At 62.7% G+C, this 17,675-nt stretch carries 11 protein-coding genes; 10 read left to right on the top strand and 1 reads right to left on the bottom strand.

Translation table 11 applies throughout. The annotated features are described in order from the left end of the window. Window positions 1–68 precede the first annotated feature (68 nt). On the top strand, window positions 69–1,361 hold the full coding sequence (locus Q7V20_RS13565) for a hemolysin family protein (RefSeq protein WP_304791951.1): 1,293 nt from the start codon (window positions 69–71) through the stop codon (window positions 1,359–1,361). A gap of 148 nt (window positions 1,362–1,509) precedes the next feature. After that, window positions 1,510–1,860 (top strand): hypothetical protein, encoded by a 351-nt coding sequence (locus Q7V20_RS13560; protein ID WP_304791949.1) that lies wholly within the window; start codon window positions 1,510–1,512, stop codon window positions 1,858–1,860. A 152-nt stretch (window positions 1,861–2,012) separates the two neighbouring features. On the opposite strand, the gene Q7V20_RS13555 is transcribed toward Q7V20_RS13560, so the two are convergent. Beyond that, complete coding sequence (locus Q7V20_RS13555) at window positions 2,013–2,555, bottom strand: hypothetical protein (protein WP_304791946.1); 543 nt, start codon at window positions 2,553–2,555, stop codon at window positions 2,013–2,015. Between the two features lie 155 nt (window positions 2,556–2,710). On the opposite strand from Q7V20_RS13555, the gene Q7V20_RS13550 reads away from it, so the two are divergent. From Q7V20_RS13550 to glgA, 8 genes are all read left to right on the top strand, one after another. After that, entirely contained in the window at window positions 2,711–3,295 is a 585-nt protein-coding gene (locus tag Q7V20_RS13550; RefSeq protein ID WP_304791943.1) for a TetR/AcrR family transcriptional regulator, read from the top strand. 95 nt (window positions 3,296–3,390) lie between these two features. Next, window positions 3,391–4,098, top strand: a complete 708-nt coding sequence (locus Q7V20_RS13545) for an SDR family oxidoreductase (RefSeq protein WP_304791940.1) — start codon at window positions 3,391–3,393, stop codon at window positions 4,096–4,098. Between the two features lie 34 nt (window positions 4,099–4,132). Continuing rightward, a complete protein-coding gene (locus Q7V20_RS13540; protein ID WP_304791937.1) occupies window positions 4,133–5,554 on the top strand; it encodes an MFS transporter in 1,422 nt (473 codons plus the stop codon). 170 nt (window positions 5,555–5,724) lie between these two features. Continuing rightward, complete coding sequence (locus Q7V20_RS13535) at window positions 5,725–6,978, top strand: glucose-1-phosphate adenylyltransferase (protein ID WP_370652470.1); 1,254 nt, start codon at window positions 5,725–5,727, stop codon at window positions 6,976–6,978. A gap of 3 nt (window positions 6,979–6,981) precedes the next feature. Beyond that, complete coding sequence (glgX, locus tag Q7V20_RS13530) at window positions 6,982–9,138, top strand: glycogen debranching protein GlgX (protein WP_304791933.1); 2,157 nt, start codon at window positions 6,982–6,984, stop codon at window positions 9,136–9,138. Then, window positions 9,135–11,012, top strand: coding sequence for a malto-oligosyltrehalose trehalohydrolase (gene treZ / locus Q7V20_RS13525; RefSeq protein ID WP_304791930.1), 1,878 nt, complete (start codon window positions 9,135–9,137; stop codon window positions 11,010–11,012). Before glgX ends, treZ begins: the two co-directional genes overlap by 4 nt. Next, a complete protein-coding gene (locus Q7V20_RS13520; RefSeq protein ID WP_304791927.1) occupies window positions 11,012–16,168 on the top strand; it encodes a malto-oligosyltrehalose synthase in 5,157 nt (1,718 codons plus the stop codon). The genes treZ and Q7V20_RS13520 overlap by 1 nt, the downstream gene beginning before the upstream one ends. Next, entirely contained in the window at window positions 16,165–17,607 is a 1,443-nt protein-coding gene (gene glgA / locus Q7V20_RS13515; RefSeq protein ID WP_304791924.1) for a glycogen synthase GlgA, read from the top strand. The genes Q7V20_RS13520 and glgA overlap by 4 nt, the downstream gene beginning before the upstream one ends. The last annotated feature ends 68 nt before the right edge of the window (window positions 17,608–17,675 follow it).

Raw genomic sequence — 17,675 nt, 5'->3', positions numbered from 1 at the left:
GACGGTTGATCGTCTCTTGCCTGCCGCCTGACCCAATCCGGCCCATCACGGCCCACCCGAATCCCATCATGGAAATTGCCCTTCTTCTATTCCTCATCATCCTCAATGGCTTGTTTGCCATGTCCGAGATCGGTCTGATGACCGCCCGCAAAGCCAGGCTGCAGCGGCACATCGACGAGGGGGACAGTGGGGCGGCCGCGGCCGTCAAGTTGGGGGAGGATCCGACCAGGTTTCTGTCCACCATTCAGATCGGCATCACCTCCATCGGGGTCTTGAACGGCATTGTGGGTGAGGCCGCTCTGGCGAAGCCCTTGTCGCTGTGGTTCGTGTCGCAGGGGCTCAACGAGGTTCACGCGGGCTATGCAGGGACCGGCTTGGTGGTGGTTTTGATCACCTATTTCTCGATCGTGCTGGGCGAACTGGTGCCCAAGCGGCTGGGGCAGACCAATCCTGAGGCCGTGGCGCGGTTGGTGGCCAAGCCCATTGGGTGGTTGGCCACGGCCACCAAGCCCTTCGTGCGTTTGCTGACCGTGTCAACCAACACCTTGCTTCGGGTCATGGGTGTCAAAGCGGGCGCAACGTTCAATGTGACCGAAGAAGAAATTCACGCCGTGCTGGCCGAGGGCACGAGTGCAGGTGTCATTGAGTCCAACGAGCACGCGATGGTTCGCAATGTTTTTCGCCTCGATGACCGTCAGATCGGCTCTCTGATGGTGCCTCGCAGCGACGTGGTGGTGCTGGATCTTGATGAGCCGTTCGAGGAGAACCTTAGACGCATCGAGCAGTCCAATCATGCCCGCTTTCCGGTGGTGAGAGGCGGACTGTCTCACATCGTTGGACTGGTCAATGCGCGTCAATTGCTGGCGCGGACTGTGCGAAGTGGGACCAAGGATCTCAGCGAGCATGTGCAAACGCCTTTGTATGTCCCGGAGACTTTGACCGGCATGGAACTGCTGGGCAACTTCAGGGAGTCCGACGTTCACATGGCGTTCGTCATCGATGAATTTGGGGAGGTGCAAGGCATCATCACCTTGCAGGATCTGGTCGAGGCCATCACGGGCGAGTTCCACCCTCGCAATCCGGACACATCCTGGGCCATGCAACGAGACGACGGGTCTTGGTTGCTGGACGGGTTCATCCCCATTCACGAACTCAAGGATCGCCTGGGCCTGGATTGCACGCCAGAAGAAGACCGCGGTCGATACCACACCCTCAGCGGCATGATGATGTTGTTGACAGGGCGTTTACCGAAAGAGGGGGACATCACGACGTGGGAGGCCTGGAAATTCGAGATTGTCGACATGGACGGTAAACGAATCGACAAGGTGTTGGCCACGCCTGTTCTGGCTACCCATGAATGATCGGCCATCGACTCCCTTGCATGCCTGCACGGCTCGGGCTGGTTGGGGTCGGCGGCAGATGTGCGTCTGGTTGATGGTGGCAGTCGCGCTGTCAGCCTGCTCCGATGGGTACCCAACGTCAGATGTCTCACCGTTGACAGCGGAGCAGATGAACCGACCGCAGCTTTTAAAGTATTTGCGCCAGTTGGGCGAGGCTGGACATCAGGGCTTCACCTGGCGATACGAGCTTCACGATGATTGCCATCTGGCGGTTGTTGGGCGTGAAGCTGGCCGGGCGGACGATGAATGGGACGCATCATTGCGCGGAGCTGTGTTGGACATCGATTTCGACGAAGCAAGAAAGGCCTATGACGTGGGCATCTCGCCCAAGACGTTGGTAGGCAGTTCGCGCCATGTTCTGTACCGGGCTGACAAATGGACGGATGCCATTTTTGCCATGGCTTTTTTCCAGAAAATGCAGATGAACTGCGTGGGGCAGGGGGCGCTCGCTCCCGTCTGAGTTGTCTGCTCGCCCAGGGCATGCTGCAAAGGCGGCAGGATGTGGAAGCCTCCTCCTGCGGCTGGCGCTTTGAGCCACATTGACGGGAGGCACTCTCGCCCGAGAACATTCGCCGTTCTGTTCAACGACTTGCACCAGAAGACGCTGACCAATTACGCGCGATGCGTCCGCAACGCCTGAGCTTGTTTGCGCAAACTCACGATCGTTGAATGCTGGGCTTGCAGTGCATCCTGTTCATAGCGTTTGACGGCTGCAGCGCGCATTTCGGTGCTTTTTGCGAGCGCGGTGAGGTACTTCTCGACCGTGTACGTATTCTCGCTAGCGATGTGAACGGTCTTAACCTCGGCCGACATGCCAAACCGTGGCAGCAGGACTGAAAGGACCGCCGAGGGTGCGCGGCCAGCGCGTTGCCGAACAATGGGCCCGGAGATCCCCGCAGGAAGGTCAGACGTTTTGTTGGCGCTTGGGCCTTGCTTGAGACCACTTGGCGCAGGCATGGCCGAGATTCGTGCGGCCAGTTCACGTGTGGCCTTGGCCAAGGAAAGCTGGGCGTCTGCGCTCTCACCGTCTGAGAAGAGCTTGGTTCCCTGGCATCTGACTTGCCAGCCATGGGTGGATTTGGAGTCGATGCGCTGGATGCCTTGAGGAACTTGGAAGCTTTGACCGCTTGCAAGCGTCACTTCACGAAATTTCATGGTTGAGCCTTGATGATTGAATGCTGACTCCCCTTTGAACTTGTGCTGATTATGCCGGGCAATCCTAACGCCTGCGTTAACAGGCGAATTCACCAATGCCCATGCCGTCATCATAAAAATATGACGATCATCATAAAAAGCAGTAATATATCGACATGGACGCCAAACCAAGCCGCCGCGAGGCCACCCACGATCGCATTGTCGAAACCGCTGCACGGGCCATCCGCCGCGCCGGTTACCAAGGCGTTGGTGTGGCCGACATCATGAAGGAAGCGGGCCTCACCCATGGCGGCTTCTACGCGCACTTTGCTTCCCGCAATGCCTTGTTGGTTGAAGCCGTGGAGCGGGCCGGCCAGGACGGCTTGACCAACATGACGCGCCACATGGCCGAACGCCAGGCAGCGGGTGCCAGCGAGTTTCGCGCCTTGGTCGAGTCCTACTTGTCCGATGCTCACCTGGTCGGCGCCGAGCATGGCTGCCCTGTGGCAGCGCTGTGCTCCGATATACCCCGCCAGGCCCCGGAGGTGCGCGACGCATCGGTGCTGCGGGTGCAAGGCATGGTCAAGTTGGTGAAGAAGACATTGCCCGCCAGCGCGGCAGCCGATGCAGCCATGGTGATTGCCAGCACCATGGTGGGGGCCTTGCAACTGGCCCGTGCCCTTGGCAACAACGCGCAAGGCAAGGCTTTGCTCAAGGCAAATCGCCAAAGTTTGCTGGCTCAGCACGACCAGCCCGATTGACACTGCAGTTTCCCTGAACGCGCCATCCAGAATGATGGCGATTTTTTGAACCAAATATATGATGATCATCATATAAATAGACCAAGGACATGACCATGAAACTCGACAACGCTGTGGTTCTCATCACCGGTGCCAACCGGGGCCTGGGCTTGGCTTTCGCCAAAGAGGCGCTGGCCCGTGGTGCGCGCAAGGTGTATGCCGGCGCGCGCGATCCCGCCTCGGTCACGCTGCCCGGCGTCATCCCCGTGAAGCTGGACGTGACCAATCCCGCGGATGTGGCGCGCGTGGCGGCCGAACTGGGCGATGTCACGCTGCTGGTCAACAACGCGGGCATTGCCAACACCGGTGGATTTCTGGCGCCCAACAGCGTGGAGTCCGCGCGAGCGCACATGGAGACCAACTTCTTCGGCCCCCTGCTGTTGAGCCAGGCTTTCGCGGGCGTGCTGGCGGCCAATGGCGGTGGCGGCATCGTGAACGTGTTGTCAGTGGTGAGCTGGATCAACTCGCCCGTGCTGGGCGTGTACAGCGCCAGCAAATCGGCCGCCTGGGGCCTGACCAATGGCTTGCGCCACGAGCTGCGCCGACAAAAGACGCAGGTGCTGGGCCTGCACGTGGGGTTCATCGACACCGACATGACGAGCGGTTTTGATGCCCCCAAGACACCTCCCGGGGTGGTCGTGGCGCGCACGTTTGACGCCTTGGAAGCGGGTGCCGACGAGGTGCTGGCCGATGAGTTCACGCAGCAGGTCAAGCAGGGCTTGTCCGCCGAGCCGGGCGTGTACCTGGTCCCGGCCGACGCCTGACCTGACCTCACCTCACCGAGACGGAGAGACCGCCATGCGCGCAGCAGCCACCCATCCTGACATCACTGTGGTGTCGCCAAACCCATCGGTTTCTGCGGCGTCGCTGTGGCCGGTTTTCTGGATCGCCAGCGTGGCGGTGTTCCTGGTGTCGCTGGACAGCACCATGCTGTTTGCGGCCTTCGGCGCCTTGCGCGCCGCCTTCCCGCAAGCCTCGGCGGCGGACATGTCCTGGGTGCTCAATGCATACACCGTGGTCTACGCCGCCATGTTGATCCCGGCGGGTGGCCTGGCCGATGCGCATGGGCGCAAGCGCGTGTTCATGTTCGGCGTGGTGTTGTTCCTGGCCGCGTCGGCGGCCTGCGGCTTGGCTGGCAGCGTGGGCTGGCTGATCGCGGCGCGTGTGCTGCAGGCCATCGGCGCGGCCTTGCTGACGCCCGCATCCTTGTCCATCGTGCTGGCCGCGTTTCCGCAGGAGAAGCGCGCCGTCGCCATCAGCCTGTGGGGCGCGGTGGGCGGCTTGGCGGCGGCGATTGGCCCCAGCCTGGGCTCGTTCGTGGTGGATGCCGTGGGCTGGCAGTGGGCTTTCTACCTGAACCTGCCTTTGGGTGCGATTGCTTTGTGGCGCGGGGCGTCCAGGCTGACCGAATCGGTTCGCCCCGAGACCCGTCGCCGCGTGGATGCGGTGGGTGTGGGCTTGCTGATCGTGGCGGTGGGCACCATCGCCTTGAGCATCGTGCAGTCCGACGCGCCAAGCTGGCACCGCACCGATCTGCTGATGACCTTTGCCACCGGTGCGATTGCTTTCATCGGCTTCATCGCCTGGGCCCGATTCACGCCAGCGCCGCTGGTGGACCTGGGCTTGTTCCGCCACCGCACTTACAGCTACGTGAACCTGGCCACGCTGTCGTTTGGCATCGCGTTCTCGATGATGTTCTTCGCCTTCTTTTTCTACATGACCGGGGTCTGGCACTACACGCTGCCGCGCGCCGGTTTGGCGATCACGCCGGGGCCTTTGCTGGTCATGCCGGTGGCCATCATCACGGGGCGGCTGGCGGGGCGGCTGGGGCATCGGCCCTTCCTGGTGGGTGGCGGCCTGATCTACGCGGCCAGTGGCTTGTGGTTCCTGCTGGTGCCGGGCGCCGAGGTGAACTACCTGCGCGACTGGCTGCCAGGCTTGCTGCTCAGCGGTGTGGGCGTGGGCATGGTGTTGCCGTCCTTGTCGGCCGCGGCCGTGAACAAGCTGCCAGCGGAGCACTATGCGGTGGGCAGTGCCGTCAACCAGGCCACACGGCAGATTGGTTCGGTGCTGGGGGTGGCGATCACGGTGGTGTTGATTGGCCACGGAGGCGTGCAACATGCCGACTTCCAGCCGGTCTACCTCATCCACGTGGCCTTGGCCGTGCTCACGGCGGCATTGTGCTGGCCGGTCAACACCAAGCCGGTGCCCGCCGGCTGATTTGACGCGCAGCTTTTACAAGGCTTTTCGACAGGTTTACACGCACGGGCCTGGGTTTCCGGATTTGAAGCGTTCGATGAATGGGCACGCTGATTGCCCCAAGAGATCATCGATCTATTCAAGGACCTGGCGATGACTGCAAACACCAAGCTGACTGGGCGGAGGCTGCCATGATCGCCGGCAAGAACGTGCTGGCTTTCGTCATGGCGGGCGGTGAGGGCACGCGCCTGCACTCGCTCACGGCAGATCGTTGCAAGCCTTCGGTTCCGTTCAACGGCAAGCATCGAATCGTGGACTTCGTGCTCAGCAACCTGGTCAACTCCGAGATCTACTCGGTGTACCTGCTGGTGCAGTACAAGTCGCAGTCCTTGATTGAGCACGTGCGCCAGTCCTGGACCATGAGTCGGTTCATCCCCAACCATTTCATCACCGTGGTGCCGCCCCAGATGCACTCGGGCAAAGAATGGTTTCAGGGCACGGCCGACGCCATTTTTCAGAACATCCACTTGATTGAAAGCGCCCAACCCGACCTGGTGGCGGTGTTTGGGGCCGATCACATCTACCGCATGGATGTTCGCCAGATGGTCGAGTTCCATTTGAAGACCCAGGCTGATGTGAGTGTGGCGACCTTGCCGGTGCCGGTTTCGCAAAGCTCCTCGTTCGGGATTGTCGAGATTGATGACGAGCACCGTGTGGTTGATTTCATTGAAAAGCCGCCCACCGCCAAGTCAATGCCAGGTCGGCCGGGGCATGCGTTGGCTTCGATGGGCAACTACATCTTCAAGGCCGATGTGCTGTTGCGGGAATTGAAGCGTGCCAAAGAATTGGGTGAGAGCGATTTCGGCAAGCACATCCTGCCGCGCATGATGAAAACGCACAAGCTGGTGGCCTACGACTTCGGCACCAACGAGGTGCCGGGTACCCAGCCTTATGAGGAAGCGGCCTACTGGCGGGATGTGGGCACCATCGATGCCTATTTCGACGCGCATTTCGACACCTTGGGCGCCAAGCCGCGCTTTCGCATGAGCAACCCGCAGTGGCCGATTTACTCCAGCAACGATTCGGCTGAATCGGCGCAGATCGAAAATGGTTTGATCAATCGCTCGGTGGTGGGCTCAGGCAGTGTGATCAATGGCGCGCGCTTGGACCATGCCATGTTGCGCAGGTCGGTCATCGTTGAGCCCGACGCCCAGCTTGAGCATTGCATCGTGATGGAGCGCTCGGTGATCAGCGCCGGTGCGCGCATCAGGCGCGCCATCATTGACCAGAACAACCACATTCCGCCGGGCGAGTTGATCGGCCATGACCTGGAGAAGGATCGGCAGCGCTTCCACGTGAGCGAGGGCGGCATCGTGGTCGTTCCCCGAGGTTACTTTTCAGGCACCGTTCCGGTGGAGCGTGACGTCACCAGCCGGCACGCCTGAACCATGAAGAAGTCATCGGGAGAGAAGCGGGCTGCTGAAGCTGTGCGCGCCTGGCATCTGGAAGCCGGGCAGGCCTATCCGCTGGGGGCCACGTTCGATGGCAACGGCACGAATTTTGCGCTTTACGCCAGCACGGCCGACAAGGTCGAGTTGTGCTTTCATGCGCCAGACGGCCACGAGATCCGCCGCTTTGAGTTGAGCCGCAGGTTGCACCATGTCTGGCATGGCTATGTGCGAGGTTGCTCGGCGGGCACCCTGTATGGCTATCGGGTGCATGGCTCGCACCAGCCTGAAGAAGGACAGCGCTTCAATCCGAGCAAGCTGCTCATTGATCCCTACGCCAAGGCCATCGTCGGGTCGGTGGATTGGTCCCCAGCCCACTACGATTATGAGTTGGACGCAGTTGACGAAGACCTGGCGCAGAACAATGACGACAGCGCGCCAGGCATGCCCAAGTCGCAAGTGGTGGACGAGTCCTTTGACTGGGGCGATGACCAGCCGCCGCAAGTGCCTTGGCGCGACACCATCTTCTACGAGGTTCATGTCAAAGGCTTGAGCCAAAGCCATCCTGAAGTGCCCGAGGCCCAGCGGGGCACCTACGCCGGCTTGGCTTCGCCCCCGGTGTTGAACCACTTGAAAAAGCTGGGCGTGACGTCGATCGAGTTGTTGCCCGTGCATGCCTTCATCGATGACCAGCGCCTGGTCGAGTCAGGCCTGCGCAACTACTGGGGCTACAACACGATCGGCTTCTTTGCGCCCGAGATGCGCTACAGCGCCGCGGGCTCGATCAACGAGTTCAAGCAGATGGTCAAGGACGTGCACGCCGCCGGGCTGGAGGTGATCCTGGACGTGGTCTACAACCACACGGCCGAGGGCAACCATCTGGGCCCCACGCTGTGCTTCAAGGGCATTGACAACGCCACCTACTACCGACTCAGCCCAGAAGACCCGCGCTATTACGTGGACTACACCGGCACCGGCAACACCCTGAACAGCCACCACCCGGTGGTGCTGCGCTTGATCATGGACAGCCTGCGCTACTGGGTCACACAGATGCACGTGGATGGCTTTCGATTTGACCTGGCGACCACATTGGGCCGCAGTGCATCGGCCTTTGACCACCACAGCAGTTTCTTTGCCGCGCTGGCACAAGACCCGGTGCTGTCGCGCGTCAAACTGATCGCCGAGCCTTGGGACCTGGGTGACAACGGCTACCAGGTGGGCGGTTTTCCGCCCGGTTGGGTGGAGTGGAACGGCCTTTACCGCGATGCCGTGCGCGACTTCTGGCGTGGGCAAGAACACACGGTAGCCGAGTTGTCACGCCGCATGTGTGGCTCCAGTGACCTGTACGAACACCGAGGGCGCTGCCCGACCGACAGTGTCAACCTGATCACCGTGCATGATGGCTTCACCCTGCGCGACCTGGTCAGCTACAACGACAAGCACAACGAGGCCAATGGCGAAGACAACCGCGATGGCGAGAGCCATAACCGCAGCTGGAACTGCGGGGCCGAGGGCGAGACTGACGACGAGGCCATCCGCGCCCTGCGCCTACAGCAGCAGCGCAATCTGCTGACCACCTTGTTCTTGTCGCAAGGCACGCCCTTGCTGCTGGGCGGTGATGAGGTCGGGCGCTCCCAAGGGGGCAACAACAACGGTTACTGCCAGGACAGCGAGATCAGCTGGTTTGACTGGAACCTGACACCCGATCAGCAGGGCCTGCTGGCCTACGTGCAGCGCCTGATCGAGTTTCGCAAGGCCCAGCCCGGCTTGCGCCGCACCGATTTCCTGGATGGCCACATTGACGAAGATGGCCACCGCGATGTCACCTGGTTCGATGCCGAAGGCCGCGAGATGACGACCGAGGCCTGGGAAGAGCCAGAAGCCCGCACCGTGGCCTCCATGTTCTGCGGCCGCCACACGGGCGAGTACGACGAGCATGGCCGCCGTGCCAATGCCGAGACGCTGCTGATGCTGATCAACGGGCACCACGAGGACGTGCCATTCACCCTGCCGCCGCACTACGAACAAAAGGACTGGACCGCGCGCTTTGACACCAGCCATGACCACGGCCAGCCCGACCAGCAGGCTTGGCGGGCGGGCGAGGCTTATCCCTTGGCCGCCAGGTCCATGGTTGTGTTCACGCAGGAGCCTGGATGATGGCGAGACAGGCCCATGCCATGCGCTTCGGTGCCCAGGTGCGCGAAGGCGGTGGCGTTGATTTTCGCTTGTGGGCACCGGCTGCCAAGCGCGTCGAGCTGGTGTTGAAGATCCAGGTGGCCGAAGGCGGCGAGGCGCGCTTCATCGAAGTCCATGGCAACGCCTGTCAGGGGAGTGATGATCCTGCCCGCGAGTGGTACGAGTTGTTCGTGCCAGAGGCGACGGCGGGCAGCCGCTACCGCTGGCGAATTGATGGCGAGTTGGACGTGCCGGACCCGGCTTCGCGCAGCAACCCTGATGGGGTGCACGACTTCAGCGAAGTCATTGATCCGCTGAGTTTTGAGTGGGTGCACTCAAAGGCTTGGCAGGGCTTGCCTTGGCACGAAGCCGTGATGTACGAAATGCATGTGGGCGCTTTCACGCCAGAGGGCACTTACGCCGCTGCGCAGGCCCACTTGTCAGATTTGGCCGAGCTGGGCATCACGGCCATCCAGCTGATGCCGCAGGCCAGCTACCCGGGCCGCTTTGGCTGGGGCTATGACGGCGTGCTGCTTTTCGCGCCCCAGTGCAGCCATGGCACGCCAGACGACTTGAAGCGATTCATCGACGCGGCCCATGGCCTGGGCTTGATGGTGATGTTGGACGTGGTCTACAACCACTTTGGGCCGGATGGCAATTACCTGCCTCGCTACGCGCCCGGGTTTTTCTCTGAGCAGCATCACACGGCCTGGGGCGCGGCCATCAACTTTGACGGGCCTGGCAGCGCCACGGTGCGCGACTTCTTCATTGACAACGCCATGTACTGGCTGGAGGAGTACCGCTTTGACGGTCTGCGTTTTGATGCAGTGCACGCGATGCTGGATGACTCGCGCCTGGACATCATGGCTGCGCTCTCGGTCCGTGTGCGTCAGGCCTTCCCGCAGCGCCACATTCACCTGGTGCTGGAGAACGACAGCAATGATGCATCGCGCCTGGATAAGCCCGGCACACCAGGCCGGTTTGAGGGGCAGTGGAATGGTGATTTTCATCACGCCGTGCACGTGCTGTTGACTGGCGAGCGCGATGGTTACTACGCCGAGTATGTGGACGATACCCTGGGGCAACTGGCCACCAGCCTGACCCATGGCCTGGTGTGGCAGGGTGGGCCGCACAACTGGGCGCATGCCCAACCAAGGCGCCGAACGATATTGCCCCAGCCTTTGCTGAACATGGTCAACTTCTTGCAGAACCACGATCAGGTGGGCAACCGCGCCATGGGCGAGCGCCTTGCGCAATTGGTGGGTGAGCCTGCTTTGCGCCTGGTCACCGCCATGCACTTGCTGAATCCTGCGCCACTGTTGTTGTTCATGGGTGAGGAGTTTGGTGCCGCCACGCCATTTCTGTACTTCAGCGACTGGAGCGGCGACTTGCGCACGGCCGTGACGGAAGGGCGCCGTCGCGAGTTTGCCCAGTTCCCGCAGTTTGCCAACGCCGCGACACGAGCGCTGATCCCCGACCCTTGCGATGAGGTCACCTTCCGGCGCAGCCAACTGGATTGGACTGCCGCCACCAAGCCTGAAGGTCAACGGTGCTTGAGTTTCTACCGCGAGCTGCTGGCCCTGCGACGCTTGTGGATCGTCCCCCACCTGCCCACGATGCCGGCTGGCGAACACCAGGCTGAGCGCATCGGAGAGCACGGGCTGAGGGTGCGTTGGGCGCTTGGTGATGGGGCCGCGCTGCACATGGTGGTCAACCTTTCAGCGCAGCGTTTGAGTTGGCTCGGTTCTGCCGCCGCTTTGGATGTGGCGGCCGCGCTGATGGTGGTGGGCGAGGTGTCCGGTCATGAGCTGGGGCCTTGGGCGGGTGGTTGGTGGATTGACCGGACTGCAAGCTGATGGACAACATGCCAAGTTCCTCGGGCCTTGAGTCGCTGTGCGCCCATGTGGGCTTGGCCAGCCGCTACAACGACTTTTGGGGGCATGCCCGCGAGGTGCCGGAAACTTCTTTGCGCAAGTTGCTGAAAGCCATGGGCCTGGATGCCGACAGCGATGAGGCGGCGCGATCCACCTTGTCCCGCTTGAAAGGCCAGGAGCAGCATCGGCGCATGCCTTCCGTTGTCGTGCTGCGCCAGGGCCAGCCCGGGAGCATCAGCATCTCGCTGCCAAAGCATGCACCGCACGGCGATTCGGACAGCCGCTACACCTGGGCGCTGGCTTGCGACAACGCCGAGCGTTATGGCGGTCTGATGTTTGCGCGTGACGATGACGGCCTTGATGCGCTCCACCTGCGCATTGATCTGCCGCAAACTTTGCCATTGGGGTACCACCAGCTCACCCTTAAATCGGCTGCGCAGTCGTCAGGTGAGGTGGCACGCACGAGGGTCATCGTCTGTCCGCCCCGGTGCTACGAGCCCAAGGCGCTGAAGCAGGGTGAGCGGCTATGGGGCCCCAGCATCCAGCTTTACGCCCTGCGCTCCAACGACAACTGGGGCATTGGCGATTTTTCAGACCTCAAACGCTTGCTGGAGATCGTGGCCGGGCAGGGCGCATCGTTTGTCGGCCTGAACCCCTTGCACGCCTTGTTCCCGCATGAACCCGAGCGGGCCAGCCCCTACAGCCCGTCCAGCCGCAATGCCCTGAACGTGTTGTACATCGATGTGACGGCGGTGCCTGATTTTGCCGAATGCCGCTTTGCGCTTGACCTGGTCAACAGCGTGGCGTTTCAGCAGCGCCTGCAGGCCCTGCGCGCACCGGACATCGTCAACTACCAGGGCGTGGCGGCGGCCAAGTTCGAGGTGCTGGAGATGCTGTTCAAGCACTTCCACCTGCGCCACCTGTCTGCCGATACCCACCGCGGCCGCGCGTTCAGGGCCTTCCAGAAAGAGCGTGGCACCGAGTTGCTCCGCCAGGCTTTGTTCGAGACCTTGCAGGCGCACTTCCATGCGCAAGACTCGTCGGTGTGGGGCTGGTCTTTGTGGCCGCAAGCCTACCAAGATCCTCAGTCGCCCGCCGTGGCGGATTTTGAGCGCGAGCACGAGGCCCATGTCGAATTCTTCGAGTACCTGCAATGGCAGGCCGAGTTGCAACTGCAGTCTGCCCAGTCGCGGGCCGAGTCATTGGGCATGCCGATCGGCCTTTACCGCGACCTCGCTGTGGGCGTGAACGAGGGCGGGGCGGAAACCTGGTCCCGGCAAAGCCTGTATGCCATGGGCCTGCACGTTGGTGCGCCATCAGAGGACTACAACCTGAATGGCCAGGACTGGGGGTTGCCGCCGATGATCCCCTCGCGCTTGCGCGAACAGGATTTTCAACCCTTCATTGACACCCTGCGCGCCAACATGCGCTGCGCGGGGGCCTTGCGCATCGACCATGTGATGGCCTTGATGCGGCTGTTCTGGATCCACCCTGAAGACGGTGCCAAATCGGGCGCCTACATGAACTACCCCTTTGAAGAGATGATGGGCATCCTGGCGCTGGAAAGCCAACGCCACGGTTGTCTGGTCATTGGAGAAGACCTGGGAACTGTGCCGCCCCGCATGCGCGAGGCCATGCGCGACCAATACCTGCTGTCTTACTGCCCCTTGTTTTTTGAGCGCACGCACGATGGGCGCTTCAAGCCGCCTGCCGATTGGCCGCCTCATGCCCTGGCCGTGGTCAGCACGCATGACTTGCCCACCTTGCGTGGTTTCTGGAATGGCAAGGACGTGGACCTGCGGAGCGAGTTGGGCCTGTTTCCCAGCGATGAAGTGCGGGCGCAGCAGGTGGTGGGCCGCGCGCAAGATCGGGCGCAATTGCTGTTGGCCCTGGCGCAAGAAGGCGTCACGCCCCAGGATGCCAGCGTGCACCCGCCATCGATGGACGACACCTCACCCGCGTTCACCGATGCGGTCTACAGCTTCCTGGGGCGCACGCCCTCGCAACTGGTGGGTGTCCAACTGGAGGATGTCACCCAGCAGCTCATCCAGGTGAACATTCCGGGCACCAGTGAATCGCAGTTTCCCAACTGGCGACGCAAGTTGGGCATCGCGTTGGAAAGCCTGGCCAGCGATCCCCGTCTGCTGTCGGTCAGCGCAGCGTTGCGACGCGCGCGGCCCAGCGAGGTGGCGCCTCATGGCCCCATGGATGAACTGCCGGCGCTGGCCACCGCCGTGATTCCCCGGGCCACTTACCGCGTGCAACTGCACCAAGGCTTTCGCTTCAGCGATGCCATGGACATCGTGCCTTACCTGGATGCGTTGGGCATCAGCCACCTGTACACCTCGCCTTACCTGCGAGCCCGAGCCGGCAGCACGCACGGCTACGACATCGTTGACCACAACGCGCTGAATCCCGAGATCGGTGACGAAGACGATTTCGAGCAACTGTGCGCGAGCCTGTCGCGCCACGGCATGCACCAGTTGATCGACATCGTGCCCAACCACATGGGCGTGCTGGAGGCCGACAATGCCTGGTGGCTGGACGTGCTGGAGAGCGGCCAGGCCTCGGTGCATGCCGAGACCTTTGACATCGACTGGAACCCGCCCGCGCCCGAGCTGTCGGGCCAGGTCCTGCTGCCAGTGCTGGGCGACCACTACGGCAAGGTGCTGGAGGCGGGCGAACTCAAGCTGTCTTTCGATGCGTTGGCGGGCGAGTTCAGGATCCACTACCACGACCACCGTTTCCCCATCGATCCCCGCCACTACGCCGACATCATGGCCGTGGTGTCGGCCCCTGCGCCATCAGATGAATCCGTCAGCGAGGAGGTCCAGATCGTTCAGTCGCTGCTGCATGCCTTCGCCAGCTTGCCACCGCGAGATGATGAGGCGCCAGCGCAGCGCGCCGTGCGGCACCGTGACAAGGGCATCCACAAGCGGCAATTGGCCCAACTGGCCAGCCGCTTCAACTGGCTGGGCCACTGGGTGGATGCCTGCCTGAGCACCCTGAACGGCATCCCCGGTGAGGCCGCCAGCTTCGATTCACTGGATGCATTGATCAGGCAGCAGGCCTACCGGCTGGCCTTCTGGCGGGTCGCGGGCGATGACATCAACTACCGCCGTTTTTTCGACATCAACACCCTGGCCGCCGTGCGCATGGAGCGGGAAACCGTGTTCGAGGCCACGCACCACACCATCTTCCAGTGGTTGAGAACCCGCAAGGTGGCGGGCTTGCGCGTCGATCACCCGGATGGCCTTTGCGACCCGCAAGGCTATTTCAAGCGGCTGCAATCGCGTCACCTCGCCATCATGCGCACGGCGGACGAACCGGACGAAGCGCCCAAGGCCTTGTTCCTGGCCGTGGAAAAGATCCTGGCCGACCACGAGCGACTGCCGCCAGATTGGCCCGTGCATGGCGGCACGGGCTACCGCTTTTCCAACCTGGTCAACGGCCTGTTCGTGGATGGCGAGCACGAAGAAGACTTCGATCGGCTTTACACCGACTTCATCGGCCACAAGCTGGTGTTCGACGATGTGTTGTACCAGGCCAAGCTCGACATCATCGCCACCTCATTGTCCAGTGACCTGGAGGTGCTGACCGAGGCCTTGCACCGCATCGCCTTGGGTGATCGCCGCACTTGCGATTTCACCCGCAACCGTTTGCGCGTGGCATTGCGTGCTGTGGCGGCCGCCTTCCCGGTTTACCGCACCTACATTGGCGAGCGAGGCTTCAGCGACGCGGATCGCCAGCACATCGATTGGGCCACCGCCAGCGCCAAGCGTCGCAGCCGTGCTTCGGAGGTCAGCGTCATCGACTACCTGCGTGACATCATGCTGGGCGCGCCGACCGAGCCCGATCTCGCACGCCGCCAGGCCATGCTGAACCTGGTCTACCGTTGGCAGCAGTTCACCGCCCCGGTCATGGCCAAGTCCATGGAGGACACGGCGTTTTACCGATACCACCGCCTGGCTTCGCTCAACGACGTGGGGGGCGACCCGCGCCACTTTGGCCTGTCGGTCAGCGCCTTCCACGCGGCCAACCAGCACCGGGCCCGCTTCACGCCCCACAACATGCTGGCCACCTCGACCCACGACACGAAGCGTTCCGAAGACGTGCGCACCCGCATCGACGTCCTGTCGGAAATGCCGCAAGCGTGGCAAGGCGCCATTGAGCGGTGGCAGGCCATGAACCACAAGCGCACGACCCGCATCGACGGCATGCTCGCGCCCACGCGCAACGACGAGTACCTCCTGTACCAGACCTTGGTGGGTGTGTGGCCCCTGACTCCCGTCAACAGCGAGACGCTGGCCGACGTGTGCCAGCGCGTTCAAGCCTACATGCTCAAGGCCGTGCGCGAAGCCAAAGAGCAGACCAGCTGGGTCAACCCCCACCAGGCGTACGAGGCCGCTTTGGCACGCTTCATCGATTCACTGTTGGGGCAGCTGGAGCCCAATCCCTTCTTGAAGGACCTGCAAGCCTTCGTTGACCAGATCGCGCCCTTCGGGGCGTTGAACAGCCTCAATCTGGTGGCTTTCAAGTTGACCGCGCCGGGCGTGCCCGACATCTACCAAGGGTGCGAGACCTGGAACTTCAGCCTGGTGGACCCCGACAACCGCCGACCCGTGGATTTCGAAGCCTTGCGGGCCCGGCACGCTCAGGTGCAAACGATGTTCGCGGGCGGCCAGGCCGACGAGCGTGCGCTGTCAACCCTGCAGGAAAACTGGCGTGACGGCGGACCCAAGATGTTGTTCACCTGGCGCCTGCTGCAATTGCGCGCTCGCTGCCCGGAGCTGTTCAGCCGAGGCACTTACCAAGCGCTGCCCGTGGTGGGGGCGGCCGCCTCACACGTGGTGGCTTACGCCCGGGCCATGGACGGCCAACAATGCATCACCATCGGCAGCCGCCTGCTGCACGCCCTGACGCAAGGAGATCACGGCGCCTTGCACCGCCCGGAATGCTGGGGCGATGCGCGTGTGGACTTGGCGGTGGGTGCACCTGCTCGGTGGCGTGATGTCCTCACTGGCCGGATCCTGACGGTGAACGATGGACCTGCCGGGGCGTTGTCATTGGCTGACCTGTTCAGGCACTGGCCGGCCGCCGTGCTGGTCCCCGCCGACCAGGCGTCTGGGCTGTCATGAAGATCTTGTTTGTCACCCCGGAGTGCGCCCCCTGGGTCAAGACTGGTGGCCTGGGTGAAGTGTCGGCAGCCTTGCCCAAAGCCCTCGGTGAACGGGGCCATGACGTCAAAGTGCTCATGCCGGCTTACCGCAGCTTGCGGGATCAGCTGGACCAAGGCGAGTTGCTGGCCGACATCCCGGCTCAAGGCGTGTGGCCCGCTGCGCGTCTGGTGCAGGCCCCGCCATCCGTCCATCAGACTGCTGGCTTCACGCTGTGGCTGCTGGACTGTCCGGCGCTGTATGACCTGGCTGGCGGCCCTTATCAAGATGAAAGCAGCCAGGACCATGCCACCAACGCCGTCCGCTTTGGCTGGCTCAGCCAGGTCGCGGCCCGCCTGGGCAGCACCCTCACGCCCGTGCCGGGATGGCAGGCCGACATCGTCCACTGCAATGACTGGCCCACCGGCCTGGCGCCCGCCTACCTGAGCCGCCTGCCGGGCCGGGCGGCCAGCGTCATGACCATCCACAATCTCGCTTTCCAGGGCCTGTTCCCCTTGGACGAGGCCGCTGGCCTGGACCTGCCAGACGAGTGGCTGTCGGTCAGCGGCCTGGAGTATTGGTCGCAGCTGTCCTTCATGAAAGGTGGCTTGCAATTCGCGGACGCCATCACCACGGTCAGCCCCACCTATGCCCGTGAAATCCAGGAAGAACCGCTCGGCTTTGGCCTGCAGGGTGTGCTGCGCGACCACGCCGACCGTTTGCACGGCATCCTCAACGGCATCGACACGGCGGTGTGGCATCCGGCCGTGGACACCTTCATCCCGCAACGCTATGACGCCTCGACTGTGCAAACCGGCAAGCGGGCCAACAAGGCGGCGCTGCAGATGCGCTGCCACCTGAACCCTGATCCGCAGGCGATGCTGTTTGGCGTGGTCAGCCGCTTGACCGCGCAAAAAGGCAGCGACCTGATCGTGCAGGCGGTGCCGGAAATCATCGCCCAGGGTGGCCAGTTGGTCATGTTGGGCAAGGGCGATGCCGAGCTGGAAAGCGCCCTGCGCTCCATGGCGCAGCAGCACCCAGGGCGCGTCCACGTGAGCATCGGGTTTGACGAAGGCCTGGCCCACCTGATCGAGGCTGGCGCCGATTGCTTTCTGATGCCGTCCCGGTTTGAGCCCTGTGGCCTGAACCAGCTCTACAGCCTGGTTTACGGCACACCGCCCATTGTTCACGCCACGGGCGGGCTGGCCGATTCTGTGGTGGATGAGGTCACCGGCTTCGTTTTCACGCCCTCCACAGCCGAAGCGCTGATCGCCGCGATCACGCGTGCCTTGAGCCGCTACCGGGATCCTGTGGCCTGGGGGCGCCTGATTCAGGGGGGCATGGCACAGTCGCTGGATTGGTCGGGCAGTGCGGAACGGTACGAATCCGTCTACCGGAATTTGCACTTGAGGGTTATCTGAGCAAGTGGCCGTTGCGCCCAGCACACATCGCGTGGCGCAACGCGAAAGAAGCGTGAAAGCCACAGCCA

The sequence above is a fragment of the Aquabacterium sp. genome (assembly GCF_030652515.1).
In the GTDB taxonomy this organism is placed as follows: Bacteria; Pseudomonadota; Gammaproteobacteria; order Burkholderiales; family Burkholderiaceae_C; genus Aquabacterium.
The sequence above is the reverse complement of the archived record's forward strand: the minus strand, read 5'-3'. Positions and strand labels throughout refer to the sequence as shown.

Excerpts from the sequence above, each read along its gene's own strand:
- Q7V20_RS13565 (WP_304791951.1), top strand. The coding sequence starts at position 69 with ATGGAAATTGCCCTTCTTCTATTCCTCATCATCCTCAATGGCTTGTTT.
- Q7V20_RS13560 (WP_304791949.1), top strand. The coding sequence starts at position 1,510 with ATGAACCGACCGCAGCTTTTAAAGTATTTGCGCCAGTTGGGCGAGGCT.
- Q7V20_RS13555 (WP_304791946.1), bottom strand. The coding sequence starts at position 2,555 with ATGAAATTTCGTGAAGTGACGCTTGCAAGCGGTCAAAGCTTCCAAGTT.
- Q7V20_RS13550 (WP_304791943.1), top strand. The coding sequence starts at position 2,711 with ATGGACGCCAAACCAAGCCGCCGCGAGGCCACCCACGATCGCATTGTC.
- Q7V20_RS13545 (WP_304791940.1), top strand. The coding sequence starts at position 3,391 with ATGAAACTCGACAACGCTGTGGTTCTCATCACCGGTGCCAACCGGGGC.
- Q7V20_RS13540 (WP_304791937.1), top strand. The coding sequence starts at position 4,133 with ATGCGCGCAGCAGCCACCCATCCTGACATCACTGTGGTGTCGCCAAAC.
- Q7V20_RS13535 (WP_370652470.1), top strand. The coding sequence starts at position 5,725 with ATGATCGCCGGCAAGAACGTGCTGGCTTTCGTCATGGCGGGCGGTGAG.
- glgX (WP_304791933.1), top strand. The coding sequence starts at position 6,982 with ATGAAGAAGTCATCGGGAGAGAAGCGGGCTGCTGAAGCTGTGCGCGCC.
- treZ (WP_304791930.1), top strand. The coding sequence starts at position 9,135 with ATGATGGCGAGACAGGCCCATGCCATGCGCTTCGGTGCCCAGGTGCGC.
- Q7V20_RS13520 (WP_304791927.1), top strand. The coding sequence starts at position 11,012 with ATGGACAACATGCCAAGTTCCTCGGGCCTTGAGTCGCTGTGCGCCCAT.
- glgA (WP_304791924.1), top strand. The coding sequence starts at position 16,165 with ATGAAGATCTTGTTTGTCACCCCGGAGTGCGCCCCCTGGGTCAAGACT.